10 protein-coding genes are annotated in these 14,913 nt (G+C 38.4%); 2 read left to right on the top strand and 8 right to left on the bottom strand.

The annotated features are described in order from the left end of the window. Positions 1-111: 111 nt before the first annotated feature. From Q763_RS08520 to Q763_RS08490, 7 genes are all read right to left on the bottom strand, one after another. Positions 112-2,703 carry a TonB-dependent receptor gene (locus Q763_RS08520; RefSeq protein ID WP_035133218.1) on the bottom strand — a complete coding sequence of 864 codons (2,592 nt, stop codon included), beginning with the start codon at positions 2,701-2,703 and terminating at the stop codon, positions 112-114. 282 nt (positions 2,704-2,985) lie between these two features. Then, a complete protein-coding gene (pgi, locus tag Q763_RS08515; RefSeq protein WP_035133216.1) occupies positions 2,986-4,635 on the bottom strand; it encodes a glucose-6-phosphate isomerase in 1,650 nt (549 codons plus the stop codon). Beyond that, positions 4,635-5,876 (bottom strand): M23 family metallopeptidase, encoded by a 1,242-nt coding sequence (locus Q763_RS08510; protein WP_035133214.1) that lies wholly within the window; start codon positions 5,874-5,876, stop codon positions 4,635-4,637. The genes pgi and Q763_RS08510 overlap by 1 nt, the downstream gene beginning before the upstream one ends. A gap of 21 nt (positions 5,877-5,897) precedes the next feature. Then, positions 5,898-6,830: a tryptophan 2,3-dioxygenase family protein gene (locus Q763_RS08505; RefSeq protein WP_035133212.1), complete on the bottom strand. Its 933-nt coding sequence runs from the start codon at positions 6,828-6,830 to the stop codon at positions 5,898-5,900. Positions 6,831-6,834: 4 nt separating this feature from the next. Next, positions 6,835-7,602, bottom strand: coding sequence for a DUF3108 domain-containing protein (locus tag Q763_RS08500; protein ID WP_035133210.1), 768 nt, complete (start codon positions 7,600-7,602; stop codon positions 6,835-6,837). A gap of 306 nt (positions 7,603-7,908) precedes the next feature. Beyond that, positions 7,909-9,069, bottom strand: a complete 1,161-nt coding sequence (hppD, locus tag Q763_RS08495; protein ID WP_035133201.1) for a 4-hydroxyphenylpyruvate dioxygenase — start codon at positions 9,067-9,069, stop codon at positions 7,909-7,911. A gap of 70 nt (positions 9,070-9,139) precedes the next feature. After that, a complete protein-coding gene (locus tag Q763_RS08490; protein WP_035133200.1) occupies positions 9,140-10,297 on the bottom strand; it encodes a homogentisate 1,2-dioxygenase in 1,158 nt (385 codons plus the stop codon). Between the two features lie 385 nt (positions 10,298-10,682). On the opposite strand from Q763_RS08490, the gene Q763_RS08485 reads away from it, so the two are divergent. Continuing rightward, positions 10,683-12,491: a sodium-dependent transporter gene (locus Q763_RS08485; RefSeq protein WP_035133198.1), complete on the top strand. Its 1,809-nt coding sequence runs from the start codon at positions 10,683-10,685 to the stop codon at positions 12,489-12,491. Then, entirely contained in the window at positions 12,488-12,643 is a 156-nt protein-coding gene (locus Q763_RS17925) for a hypothetical protein (protein WP_198133450.1), read from the top strand. The genes Q763_RS08485 and Q763_RS17925 overlap by 4 nt, the downstream gene beginning before the upstream one ends. Positions 12,644-12,696: 53 nt before the next feature. Here Q763_RS17925 and Q763_RS08480 read toward each other — a convergent pair whose 3' ends face one another. Beyond that, the gene (locus Q763_RS08480; RefSeq protein WP_035133195.1) at positions 12,697-14,913 is read right to left on the bottom strand and encodes a patatin-like phospholipase family protein; all 2,217 of its coding nucleotides are present in this window, start codon (positions 14,911-14,913) and stop codon (positions 12,697-12,699) included.

The raw sequence follows: 14,913 nt of genomic DNA, 5'->3' as shown, positions 1-14,913 counted from the left end.
TTTGTTTTCTACTTATACAAAAATAGAAATTTTATGATTGGATACTATAAAAAAATAATCCCCGATACAATCGGGGACTATTCTGAAATTAATAATCTGCTTATATAGAAATTAGAAATTAAATCTCATCGCAAAGTTCCAGGTAGTACCATTACCAAAGAATACATTGTTACTTGTATTAATTCCTTTATACGATTCGTCTCCGTCTTCAACAGCTCTTGCTGAAGTCATCTCAGACATATAAACTTCCCCGAATAGGTTGTTCACGTTTAAACGGAATGATAATGAAGTTTCTGTAAAGTTAATTTTATAAGTAGCTCCTGCATCAAAAACATCGTATGAAGGAAGTTCGATATTATCTTTAACAACAGCTGTACTGTAAAGGTTGTCGTAGTTTCTCCAGTCAACATCTACAGATAATCTTTGAGTAGCTTTATATACTAAACCAAAACCGTAAGTAGTTTGTGCTCCACCACCTACTTTACCACCTTTAACATCAATAACCTCTTCTTCAGTAAGATTTTGATCCTGGTCAAAAGTCCTTTGGTAAATGTTATCATCATAAGTCCAGTCACCAAATGAACCGAAACCTCTTACATCAAGGAAAGTGAACGGATGTGCCATGAAATCAATCTCAACACCTTTGTGTAACTGTACCACACCAGAATTGTTAAAGTATACTCTGTCACCAGTAGCCTCATCACCGTCTGAAGTTGTAGTAACACGGTCTTTCCATTGAGTACTGTAAAGGTTAAGGTTAGCATCAAAATAAGCACTTCTAAATCTGTAACCAGCTTCAAAACCAGTTACTTTTTCATTTTTAGTTAACGGGTTTACATCGTTACCAAAGTTTAGGTAGATGTTATCGTGGTATGGTTGTCTTGAATAATGACCTGCATTAACAAATACTGTATGGTTAGGTGTTATAACATAGCTAGCACCACCTTTAATGTTAAATCCGGTATTGTTTACTTTAGCCGATTCTTCTTCAGCCTCTACATAACCAAATCTGTCCCAGCGTATGTGCGACTGATTAGATACCGCACCCTGCACATATGCAGAGAAGTTATCAGTAGCATATTCTACCTGACCAAAAACCCCACCGTAGCTAATTCTCTCGCTATAGTCGTAGTTTACTTTCTGGTTGTCATCAGCATTATCAAATAAAGAGCTCCAAGGTTTAGCGCTAAATGCATCTGTTACGATATAACCTCCAGGATACTGAGCGTTATCAGTAGTTTCCCATCCGTTAAGGCCTAAGAAATGGTTTATGGTTCTATAGTGATCTCCTTTATATGTTCTTAAGTCGATACCTGCGTTGTAGCTAAGCTCATCTGTAAGTTTGTGGTTAAAGTTAGATACCACTCCATACCAGGCATGGTTGTTAACTGAGTTACGGATAGCATAACCACCATTGCTTAGTGAACCTATAGCTCCCGGAAGAGCCGAGTTGTTTTCTGAAATAGCATCAAAATCAACATGACCGTCGGCAGTTCTTACTCTACCGCTACCCCAGTTACCGGTTCCTCCACCGCGTCCCCATGAAGCATAAAGCACTGTAGAAAGCTGCATAGCATCGTTAATATTGAAATCCCAGTTAAAGTTAGCTACCGGTTTGTGGTAGTAATTTCTTCTTTCTGTCATATAGTCACCATTGTAGTAACCATAGTTGTTATTGTATTTTCTACCGTTTGTAAGGTAACTTGAAATCGATTTTGTGAAGTTTTGGTCGTGTTGCTGCGGTGCACCAAAAATAAGGAAGTTGAAAAGGTGCCTGTCGTTAGCTTTGTAACCTACAGATACAAAGTAATTTTGCCCTTCACCATAAGTACCACGGTTGTATCCGTCACCACTCCACTTAGTAAGTAATGCACTAAAACCCCATCCGTTTTCCATCATACCTGTGTTGTATGATACTGTATTCTTCATAAAATTGTTGTTACCTACAGTAGACTGAGCAAAACCACCCTGTCTAAGCTGTGTAGCTTTTGTAACAATGTTTACAGTACCCCCTACAGAAGAGATAGCAAGTTTAGATGAACCTAAACCTCTTTGCACCTGTACAGAGCTTGCAACATCTGTCATACCGCTCCAGTTAGACCAGTACATGTTACCGTCTTCCATACCGTTGATTGGCTGACCATTTAAAAGGAATGCCGTATTGGTTTGGTCAAAACCACGAACATATACTTTAGAGTCACCAAAACCACCTGCCTGACTGGCTACATAAACTGAAGGTGTATTTTTCATTACCTCAGGAAAATCCTGGCTACCAGATTTTTGCTGAATTTCCTTGTAACTGATTTTAGATACGGCAACAGGTGTTTTCCTGTCTTCTTCCATATCAATAACTCCAGATCCAACAATTACAACTGCATCAAGCTCTTCGGCATCAACCATTAATTTGATTTCACCAACATTAAATGTTTGTCCTGGTGTAATAGTAAAAGGGATAACCCTTGTTTCATAACCAATAAAAGAGATAATAACATCTCCCGATGTTTTACTGGTTTTAAGTGTAAAGCTACCATCATCGTTTGTGGTAGTCCCGTCTGCAGTTCCTCTAACCACTACATTAGCTGCCATTAACGGTAAGTTGTCCTGTCCATCTACAACTTTACCTAAAATTGTTTCCTGTGCAAATGATGTTGCTCCCAGCAACAACATTGTTAAGGTCATCAACAAGTGTCTAAAATTCCTCATGTTTTTTGCGTGTGTTTAAGGTTTCGGGCGCAAAAATTACATTTTACCCTCAACCTAAGGTTAAGACATTATTAAATACTATCATATTTACAAAATAGTGATAATCAAGCAACTATATATTAAAAAAAACTTAAAAAATTAACACTTTGCTTTACCTTGGGATAAACATTTATTCACGCATTATTAACCTGTTTTTTTTGTTTACAGGTATAAAAAAGGCCCGAAATTGCTTTCGGGCCTCTGTTTTATATATAACTTAAAAACTATTAAGTGTGTTTTTAATTAGTATTTCTTGTTTTTAAGAAAGTAATTTAACAGGAATTCGGTAGAGTTATCGTGCTGCTTAACGTCTCCTGAATGTATCTCATCCAGGATAGAATTAGCCAGTTGTTTACCTAACTCAACACCCCACTGATCGTAACTGAAAATATTCCATATTACACCCTGTACAAATATTTTATGCTCATATAGTGCAATAAGCGATCCCAACGTCTCTGGCGTAAGTTTATCGATTAAAAGGGTATTTGTAGGCTTATTGCCTGTAAACACCTTAAACGGAAGCAAAAACGCTGCCTTATCGCCATCTATACCCTGTTTTACAAACTCCGCTTTAACCTGAGCCTCGGTTTTACCGTTAAGTAATGCCTCGGTTTGAGCAAAAAAGTTTGACATCAGTTTATCATGGTGGTCTTTATTACCGTGTAACGGCTGTACAAAACCAATAAAATCGGTAGGGATAAGTTTAGTACCCTGATGTATTAACTGGAAGAAAGCGTGCTGAGAGTTTGTACCCGGCTCTCCCCATATAATAGTACCGGTTTGGTACTGTACCGGGTTACCGTTACGGTCTATACTCTTACCGTTACTCTCCATTATACCCTGTTGCAGGTAAGGAGCCAATTTTTGCAGGTACTGGGTATAAGGTATTAAAGCCTCACTTTCGGCACCAAAAAAGTTGTTATACCATACACTTAATAATGCCAGTACAACCGGAATGTTTTTATCATGCGGAATCGTTTTAAAGTGCTCATCCATATCGTGCGCACCTTTAAGCAGTCCGTCAAAGTTTTCAAAACCTACAGCTAGACTGATTGAAAGACCTACGGCACTCCACAGGGAGAAACGTCCGCCAACCCAATCCCACATAGGGAATATGTTATTCTCATCAATACCAAACTCGGTAACCTTTTGTATATTGGTAGATACAGCCACAAAATGTTTGGCCACATCTTCCTGCTTAGCCGATTTAAGGAACCATTCCCTTACCGTTTGAGCATTAGAAAGCGTTTCCTGAGTAGTAAAGGTTTTAGAAACAATTACAAAAAGGGTAGTTTCAGGATTCAAACCTTTAAGGCTTTCCATAACATGGTCACCGTCTACGTTTGAAATAAAGCGCACCTCAAGGTTGTTTTTGTAATAAGCAAGTGCATCTACAACCATTGCAGGCCCTAAGTCACTACCACCTATACCAATATTTACCACATGAGTAAATGCTTTACCGGTATAACCTTTTTGAGAACCGTTTATAATACCGTCACAAAATCCTTTTATTTTATTTTTTACGGCATACACTTCCGGCATTACATTAACACCGTTTACTTCTACACCGGCACTTTCGGGTGCACGCAATGCAGTATGAAGTACTGCCCTGTTTTCTGTTCTGTTAATAGCATCTCCGGCAAAATAACTATCTATAGCCGATGCCAATCCTGACTCCTGAGCAAGTTTTAGTAAAAGTGAAAGCGTTTCCTCGTTTATTATATTTTTAGAGTAGTCCACTAAAAAATCATTCCACTGAATGTGGAATTTTTCGCTCCTGCCTTTATCGGCAGCAAACATCTCCTGCATGGAGGCATTTTGCATATCGGCAAAATGCTTTTGTAATTCCGTCCAGGCTGCGGTACCTGTAGGGTTGATATTTTCCATTGCCATTACTTATTATTATTTAATTTGAGGTTTGTGATACTATCTAATTCTTTCTTTAAAGGCTTCATGTAAGTCTCATACCTTGACATGTGTTCCGGCTTTATTGGTTCAGAACTTCCAAACTTTTGCTTAAGAGCATCCACCTGCACCCCGTTTTTCCAAAAACGGTAACAAACGTGAGGCCCGGTTGCCAGTCCTGTACTACCTACTTTACCGATTATTTGTCCCTGACTTACGCTTTGCCCTTTTTTAACTAAAATCTTAGACATGTGAAGGTATTGGGTAGAGTATGTTTTGTTGTGCCATATCTTTACATAATTACCGTTACCGGCAGTATATCCGGCTTTTTCAACAATACCCCTGGCTGTTGCCATAATAGGTGTACCTGTAGGAGCGGCATAATCAGTACCATTGTGTGCTTTCCAGCGTTTTTGTACCGGGTGAAAACGTCTTGGTGTAAAACGCGAAGAAATACGGCTAAATTTAAGCGGTGCCTTTAAGAACATACTTTTTAACGCCTTACCTTCATGGTCATAATAATCATAGGTTTTAGCAAGTGTATCCTGCTTAAAAGGGAAGGCATAAATTTTATCGCCTTTGTATTCAAAGTAAGAACCTTCTATATTTTTAATTCCGGCATAAATACTGTCACTTATATAGGTTTCGTTAATGATAACCCCAAACTTATCACCTTTTTGTATCCTGAAGAAATCGACACTCCAGGCGTAAATCTCAGAAAGCTCTTGTGCCAATGCCGGCCCTACACCTTCCTTTTGTAAAGAACCTGCCAGTGAACCTTCAATCTCCCCTACAATTACCCTGCGCTTCACGGTTACAGGACGTTTCTTTTTATGCACCACTATTGAGTCCCTTAAATCAATAACATAATAGCTAAGCTTATCGGGCTGATACACAAATGCCTTAAGGTCATGTGGCGCATTTTTATCCTTAAAAAGAGTGTAAGGTTTACCTATCCTTATATCCCTAAGATTAAAGGTATCCCTAATTTTTTCGGTTATATTATGGATAGCTGCTGCATCAAAGTTTTGTTTAGCCATTAATCCGCCAAAAGTGTCTCCACTTTTAATGGTATCATGCACTACCTGAAAACTGTCTACAACAAAGCCAAATTCTTTTCTTATTTTTTTAACCTCTTTCTTTGCTACGGTTTCAGGCTTAACGTCCTTCTCCTCTTTTTTACAGGCAATAAAAGTGGTTAGCAATAATATGAAAGCAAGATATCTCAAATTAGATGTTTTATGCGGTTATTATACGTTTTCTCCCCAGTTCTTTAATTCCTCCTCACTCCATAATTCAGGGAAAAATATCCTTCTTTGGTATTTAGGATGCATATATTTTTTCCAGTCGCTTCCTCCGGTTGCTTCCTGCGGACCTGAAACGCTTTCAATATATTTTTTTGCCGTATTGTAGTGCCCCATTACCCAGGTAACATTTACCGTATAATCATAATGACGCATTGCTTTTACAAGCGTAGCATCTTTTTGGGTTTCTTCCGGAAGTTGTTTGAATTTCCTCCATATGTTTATAGTATTGTACTCTTCCATAAAGCGGAGGAATTCGCCCTTATACCTTTTCTCAAACTGCGATAACAGGTATGATTTCTCTCCTGTTTTATAGTCTTTACCTGCAGCCTGCCAGTATAAATGCTCTAACGCATGCTCATAAGGCGTGTTTCTGTCAATATCTGCCCTGTACCTGTAATCTATAAGATTAATAAGATCTGTAGAAGCAAATTCGATAAGACGGTATTGTGCACTCTGGAATCCGCTCGCAGGCGTTAATGTATTCCTGAACTTCATATATTGATCTACCTCCATACCGTCGCCCATAATATCAAACGAGGTGGTAAGCATATCAAAGTAACGGCTAATACGCATTAGCTTTTCGGTAAAGTAAGCCGTTTCAGGTTGTTCGGTATGGCAAAGCTGCTCTACTTCCCACAATATCATTTTAAACAACAGCTCATTTACCTGATGGTACATTATAAAAACCATTTCATCCGGAAGCGTAGTCCTTTGAATTTGCAGGTTTAATAATGCATCGGTTTGTATATAATCCCAGTAGGTTATGGGTTTTGCCCAAAGAAGCCCTTCAAGATGGGTTTCTGTTTTCTGGTTTATTGCCTTAAATTTTTTTTCAAGATCGTTAAGCTGTTGCTCTATTGCGGGTGTAATGTCCATTGTGTTATTTAGATTTAACTTTAAAAGAGTGGCTAAGCCCTTTAAACTCGTCCAAATCTGCCTTTAATGAACCCACTGCCAAATCTGCCTTTATCCTTAGAGGAATCCTGTTTCCATCGTCTGAAATCCAGACAGTTAAACTCTCCTCTTCTTTAAATACACGGCCTGCCTGAACATAGGGTCTGAATATCATAGCAGAAACGGTCCCAAATTTAGTTTTTATATCCTCGCGACCAAGGAATTTTAACTTAAACTTCGTCACTTCTTCATCAAAAAACATGTCTACTTCTATAAAGCCCCCCACTTTAAGGTCATCAACCTCAGGGTGGTTTCTCAAATAGTAGAACACCGATACTATATCCTGCACGTTCTCAGGGACCTTGAAGGTTTTTTTCGTATCGTTTTTATAGTCGTTTACGGTTACCGTATTACTGGACTGGTTAAAGAAACCTTCCTGATTTTTGGTATATCCGCCCTCGTCTATTTTCCTTATAAACTGGTAAGGCTTACCGGTCTCTTTATCAAAGTAACTCTGGTAATCATCCTTCACCTTAAAAAACAGTTTTGCTGCACCTGTAGTATACCCCTTACCTACCACGTGAAATACTTTTTTATTTTCACGAACGGCATCTTTAACCTCAAGGGTGGCATACCCGGCGTTTATAAAACCGTAATGGATTCTGAATTTAAAATACTCGCCCGTAGAAAAGGCGTTTTGAGAGTAAACATTACATATTGTAAAAAACAAAATGGCTGTTATTAACTTTTTCATAGCAATTATCTAACTTTTTGGTGTTTTACAATAGTAAATTACAATTTTTGTTCCAAAAATACTAAACAAAAAAACCCAGCCAAAATTAATGACCGGGTTTTTATGCTATTAACCAACCAAAAAACTATAAATTATGAAAATTACTTTTCACAAAAAAGTGAGCTCACTACAGCTCCCTTTTTGCGAGTGCAAAAGTAGATAGGTTATTGAAAAATTCTCCCTAAAAAATCAACTTTAACACATATTCCTCAAAAAACAAGCCTTTTGATGGTTTAAAATTATCGACTATATAAAAATAAGCAGCTTTTATAACGTTCCTCGCAATGCCTGCTCTCTCTCAATCGACTCAAACAGAGCCTTAAAGTTACCCGCACCAAAGCCTCTTGCACCCATTCTCTGAATTATTTCGTAAAAAAGTGTAGGACGGTCTTCAACCGGTTTGGTGAAAATTTGTAATAGATAACCTTCCTCATCAGCATCAACCATGATACCTAAACTCTCAAGAACACTAATGTCCTCTTTCATGATACTCATGTGTTCACCAAGACGGTTTGGCACTTCTTCATAGTAAGTATGAGGGGGTGCAGAAAGAAATTCAACACCTCTTGCTTTTAACGCGCTTACTGTTTTAATGATATCATCGGTAGCGATAGCTATGTGCTGTACACCTGGACCGCCGTAGAAATCAAGATACTCTTCAATTTGAGATCTCTTAGCTCCTTCTGCAGGCTCGTTGATAGGGAACTTAATTCTACCGTTACCGTTAGACATTACTTTACTCATAAGAGCAGAATATTCTGTATGGATTTGCTTATCATCAAATGAAAGGAAGTTAACAAACCCCATTACATCTTCATACCACTTAACCCAGGTATTCATTTCATTCCATCCTACGTTACCTACCATATGGTCAACAAACTTAAGACCTGTTGGCTCAGGGTTGTAGTCAGATTTCCATTCTTTATATCCCGGCAAGAAAGCACCCTTGTAGTTTTTACGTTCTACAAACATGTGTACTGTTTCACCATAAGTGTAGATACCTGCACGTACCACTTCACCAAACTCATCTGTCTCAACAGTTGGCTCCATGTATACTTTAGCCCCTCTTTTAGTAGTTTCCTCAAAAGATTTTCTTGCATCTTCTACCCAAAGTGCTACAATTTTAACACCGTCACCGTGCTTAACGATATGATCGTTTAACGGAGAATCAGCATTTAACGGAGTTGTTAATACTAAACGGATTTTATCCTGAACAAGTACATAAGACGCTCTGTCTTTTAAACCTGTTTCCAAACCTGCATAAGCATGCGACTGGAATCCGAAAGCTGTTTTATAATAGTGGGCCGCCTGTTTAGCGTTACCTACATAAAATTCAATATAATCTGTTCCTAAAAGCGGAAGGAAATCCTGTGCTCCTTCAAATATTTTTTCTAAGCCGTATTCAACGCTCTTTACTTCTTTGCTCATAGTTTCAATATTTTAAGTTGTCCTGACAAAGCAGGAAAACGTTTTTGTTTTGTTTGTTAGTTTTTAAAATTTACTCTACCCACGATTTGTAGTACTGACCATCGTCTAAGCCCATAGCAGCCTTAGTTACTTTTAACGGACGGAAGGTATCTACCATTACCGCCAGCTCTAAAGTTTCTGTCTGACCGATACTGCGCTCCATTGCCCCGGGTGCAGGTCCGTGAGGAATACCCTTAGGGTGAAGCGTAATGTGACCCTGCTCAATATTGTTACGGCTCATAAAGTCACCGTCTACATAATAAAGCACCTCATCACTGTCAATATTACTGTGGTTGTATGGTGCCGGGATTGATTTTGGGTGGTAGTCATAAAGCCTTGGGCAGAATGAACAAACCACAAATCCGGCAGTTTCAAATGTTTGGTGAATTGGTGGTGGTAAGTGTACCCTACCTGTTATAGGCTCAAAGTTATGAATACTGAACCCATAAGGGAAGTTATAACCATCCCAACCAATAACATCAAACGGATGCGTGGCATATACTACCTCATGCATCATACCTTCTTTCTTGATCTTGATAAGGAAATCTCCTTTTTCATCATACGTTTCAAGCTGCTCCGGTAATTTGAAGTCCCTTTCACAAAACGGAGAGTGCTCTAAATGCTGTCCGCTTTCATTTTTATAACGCTTAGGCGTATAGAAAGGCGATGTAGACTCTACATAAAGTAAACGGTTATCACTTGTTTCAAAATCTATTTGGTATATCATACCCCTTGGAATAACAAGGTAATCACCATACTCAAAAGGAATGTTACCCATAAAAGTTCTAAGGGTACCTTTGCCTTTGTGGATAAACAGCATTTCATCGGCATCAGCATTTTTGTAAAAATACTCACGAAGCGATTTTTTTGGTGCTGCAAGCCCAATGATACAATCATTATTTACCAGCATATCGGTACGGCTTTCCAAAAAGTCATCCTTTGGCTGAAGCTCAAAACCTTTAAGTAAAAGTGATTTGATATTTTTTTCGATGGCAATCTCCGGCTCTACAGAGTACGATCTTAAAATCTCTTTAACCTGTGTTGGCCTGTGTACATGGTACAACAATGAAGAATGTCCGTGAAAACCTTCGGTGCCAAACAGCTGCTCGTAGTAAAGTCCGCCATTTGGTTTCTCAAACTGTATATGTCTTTTGTGAGGGATATTCCCTACTTTGTGATATATAGGCATAATTGAAATTTATTAATTAAACATATTAAACGGGTACACCATATAATATATATCATTCCGGATTTCTCTTAATGAGAAATTTCAGGTGGCTTAATAAATCTGTCCAACTCATATTCATTAGACAAATATCGTAAAAATTTAATTTTGCTCCCTAATTATTATACAATATTTATATTTAGAGCGCATTCTCAGCAAAAATTTGAGTTTAGCGTTAAAATCGGCTTTGTTTAAGAATCTGTCGACCTGATTTCAGGCTGTTTGATAAATATGAATTACTTATGTTAAAAGCCTTTACGGATTTTTAATTTAATTGACCTTTTCTTTACTTTTCTATTTGTTTTTCTATCTTTGAAACCGTTTAATAACCAAAAAACAAATATCCTTTATGGCAGCGAAAGCAGAATCGTGGGGCTCACGTGTTGGCTTAATTCTGGCAATGGCAGGTAATGCGGTTGGATTAGGTAACTTTTTAAGATTCCCGGTACAGGCAGTTCAAAACGGAGGTGGCGCCTTTATTATACCTTACCTCGTGTGTTTTGTAGTAATGGGAATCCCTCTCCTTTTTATTGAATGGTCTACCGGCCGTTTTGGAGGAAGATACGGCAACCACAGTACCCCTTACATTCTGGACACCATGGCTAAAGGCCGAATATGGAAGTACATTGGTGTCTTTGGTATTTTTACCAATATCGCCGTCGCATCATACTACTGTTATATCGAATCCTGGACTATGTCTTATGTATACCATACAATAAAAGGAACTTTTGTGGGTATGGATCAGGCTCAAGTTGCAGGATTTTTTGATACCTATACCACAATAGCAAAAAGCACAACAGGTATTCCTTATGAAGCCGTTGTATTTTACATAGCCTGTTTACTTTTAAACACTTACATCCTTTCTAAAGGTTTAGGAGGTATTGAAAAAGTAGCAAAAATAGGTATGCCGCTACTCATCCTTTTTGGAGCAGTACTGGCATTTAAAGGACTTACTCTTGGAACCGACGGAGCTTCAGACATGTTCCCTAATGCCAACGCATGGGACGGACTTAACTTCCTATGGACACCACAGTTTGATTCCCTCTGGAGTGCTAAGGTATGGCTCGCCGCCGCCGGACAGATATTCTTCACCCTGTCTGTAGGTATGGGTACTGTACACTGTTATGCAGCCTACATTAAATCTAAAGATGATATTGCCTTAAATGCGGTTTCTGCAGGTTTCATGAACGAGTTTGTAGAGGTTGTTTTAGGTAGTTCAATAGTAATTCCTATCGCTGCAGGTTACCTTGGTCTTGACTGGGTACTTCAAAATGCAGGCTTCGGTATGGCATTCCAAACTATGCCTTACCTCTTCCAGCAATGGGGTCATGTCCTCGCCGTTTTTGCAGGGGTATTCTGGTTCGGTTTATTATTCTTTGCCGGTATTACTTCGTCACTCGCTATGGGTACACCTTGGATTGGCTTTATGCGCGACGAGTTTGGCTGGAAAAACAACAAGGGTGCATGGTCCTTCGGGCTTATTGCCCTTATAATGGGACTACCAACTGTTATCTTCTATAAAGAAGGCGTATTTGACGAATACGACTACTGGGCAGGTACAGTGAGCCTTGTAGTATTTGCTTTCCTTGAAACCGTATTATTCGCATGGATTTTCGGCATGAAAAGAGGTTGGGAAGAAATTAACCTTGGTGCCGATATTAAAGTTCCGGTATTCTTTAAATATGTAATACTTGTTGTAACGCCATGTCTTTTAGGATGGGTTCTTTTAGCAAGCACACCAGATATAGCCAACAAGGTTATGAATAACGACACTCACAATAAAGAGTGGTTTGCGGATGCTTACTATGCCGAAGACTACGGTTCTGCCGAATTTGGTGTGGTTGACTCTGTAGCGCCTAACTTTGTAAAAATCGCTTTTGAGAATGAAAAACAGGTGTTTGACAAAACTCAAAACACTGTAAATACCATAAAGTATACTGATTACAAAACCTACGCATTTAAAGGCGAACAACATACAGTTGTTAGCCTGGGTGATAAAATACATCCTAAAGATAAAATTGCCGAAGGTAAATTTACTAACAACGTGATGTATAAAACAATAGGCCGATTATTATTAATAACTTTGTTTATCTTTATTAGTGTAGTAGTATACAGAGCATATTTAAAACGAGTTAAAGAAGGGAGGGCAACAGCATGAAAACAGAAGCAATAATAGTAATGGTAGGCGCACAGGGAATTGTGGTTACCATAGCAGCATACTTTTTTTATAAGGTTTTAACCGTAAAACCGAAATCGGAGCCCGACTCCTATTCGGAAAACGATGATATAACAGAAAGGCAGGATAATTAATCCTGCCTTTTGGCTTTTTATATATTTCCGTTTCGTTTACTCCTAATAAATATTTAGAACCAAAAGCCTACACTAAACCAGGTGTAATGATTTTTGGTATCGGGAGACCAGCTGTGCTTTATTTCTATAGGCCCTATTATGGTTTCCATACCATAACCTAAAGCATATCCGCTAAACTCAGGCACACTGAAAATATTACCTTCATCATAAATTCTGTGTCCTAAATTGGCAAAGTTTGCTGTAAAGTTAATATGGTTTTTCTTTACAAACTCATAGTCAAGGGTAGCCGTTCCTTTAATATAACTGTCTCCTGACAGGCTCAAAAAGTCATATCCGTAAAAATGACGGAAGTTATTTGTCATATGATACCCGTACCCTCCTAAAATAAAATCAAAAAACGGCACTGTAGTATCACTGGAAACCGCAAAACCTCCCTCTGTTTGCAATTCTAATGACAGGTTACGCACAATCTCATGTACTATACCCATATCTGCCTTAAAGATGCTGAAACGCCCAAAAATATCATTGTAGTCAGAGGAGAACAAAAACGTTTTTGCCTCCCCTATAAAATACCATCCTTTTTTAGGGAAGTATTTATTATCATAAGAGTCATATTTAAGTGTACCGTATAGCGAGAAATAATCACTGTCGTCAAAAATACTGTTAGACTCTACCGTTTCGCTCTTAATCTTTAAATGCTTGAGCTCAGCACCGGCACCAATTAGGAACTTTTGTGCAAAAATGGTTTGCAGATATACCTTATTGGTAAAATCGGTAAAATCGAGATTAAGAGAATTCACCCCAAATGTTCTTAAAAACTCTCCTTCATTATATTCGGCAGAGATATTTCTGTTGAAATTACTAAAACTGGAATGGAAACCATAACTGATATGAAAACCATTATCACGATAATAATCAAAATTATAACGAAAGTGATCTCCTAATATCACATCAAGCGATGCAACGTCGTTTTGAAACAACAGTTTCTTTTGAGTTAGGTTAACCAATATACCACTTTTATACAATCCGTCATAGTGAAGCCCAAATTTCAAATAGCGGTTTATAGGATTTTCGGTCAGGTTCATATTAAGCACATCGCCTCCGTTTGGTCCCTTTTCAAAAGAATAGGAAATGGAATTGAAGTTTTGTGTCGCACTAAGACTGCTTATTCCGGCATCCAGCTTATCATAAGTAATTTTTGCCCCACCTTTAAACCTAAGTTTACCTACCACATATGATTTGGTGTAATACTCCAGTTCATTCACATTAATATACTCTATATTAAGAGTATCTTTTGCTTCGGTACATCTTTTCACGATAGGCTTATCACTACCCAGTTTTTTTAGTGTATCATACAGTACTAAGGCTGCCTCTTCACCTTTTCTTATAATTTCCTTCCCCTGATCAAAAGAAATAACCGAATAGCCTGAAATATCCGGTTTTATATACACATCGGTATCCTCACGTTTCTTATCCATTTTTTTGATCATCTGGTAGTTATTAATTTGTACCAGTACACCGGTTGCTCCTTTAATCTCATCACGTGATTTCAGTCCGTCCTGAACATCAACCCCAATAATGATATCGGCACCCATTTTTCTGATTTCCTCTACCGGATAGTTATTAGTAACTCCGCCGTCAATAAGCAGTCTCCCGTCTATCTCTACCGGATAGTATAATGACGGAAATGCCCCACTGGCAAGAATAGCATCGGGCAGTATACCTTTATGCAGTACTACTTCTTCTCCGGTTTCAATATCTGTAGCAATACAAACAAACGGAATAGGCAGGCTATCAAAATCCCTAATGTGTCTAACATGATTGGTAAGCCTGTTTATAATGGCATAATTGTAAAGTCCTTTTGAAACAGCTGTGGGAAACCCCAGCTTAAATTTTTTAAACGGAAGAGTTAAGGCGTAAATTTCGTCGTTCCTTTTCTCAAAAAAGGTTTTGGAACTTCTGGGGATATAATCACGAAGCAAGGCATCTGAATCTACCCTCTGAAAAATAGAATCCAACTGATTTGCACTGTAACCGGAAGCATAAAGACCACCGATTATGGCCCCCATACTGGTACCGCCTATATAAGATATTTCTATCCCGGCTTCTTCCAGTACCTTTAAGGCACCAATATGAGCAAGCCCTTTTGCTCCTCCGCCACTCAGCACTACACCTATTTTTGGTTTGTGTTTCGACAGGGTATCATTTTCCTGAGCCGAAACAGTATAGAAGGTGAGTAAAAATAGCAGGGTAAGGAGCGGTTTATTCAT

Source organism: Flavobacterium beibuense F44-8 (assembly GCF_000769915.1).
In the GTDB taxonomy this organism is placed as follows: domain Bacteria; phylum Bacteroidota; class Bacteroidia; order Flavobacteriales; family Flavobacteriaceae; genus Flavobacterium; species Flavobacterium beibuense.
The sequence above is the reverse complement of the archived record's forward strand: the minus strand, read 5'-3'. Positions and strand labels throughout refer to the sequence as shown.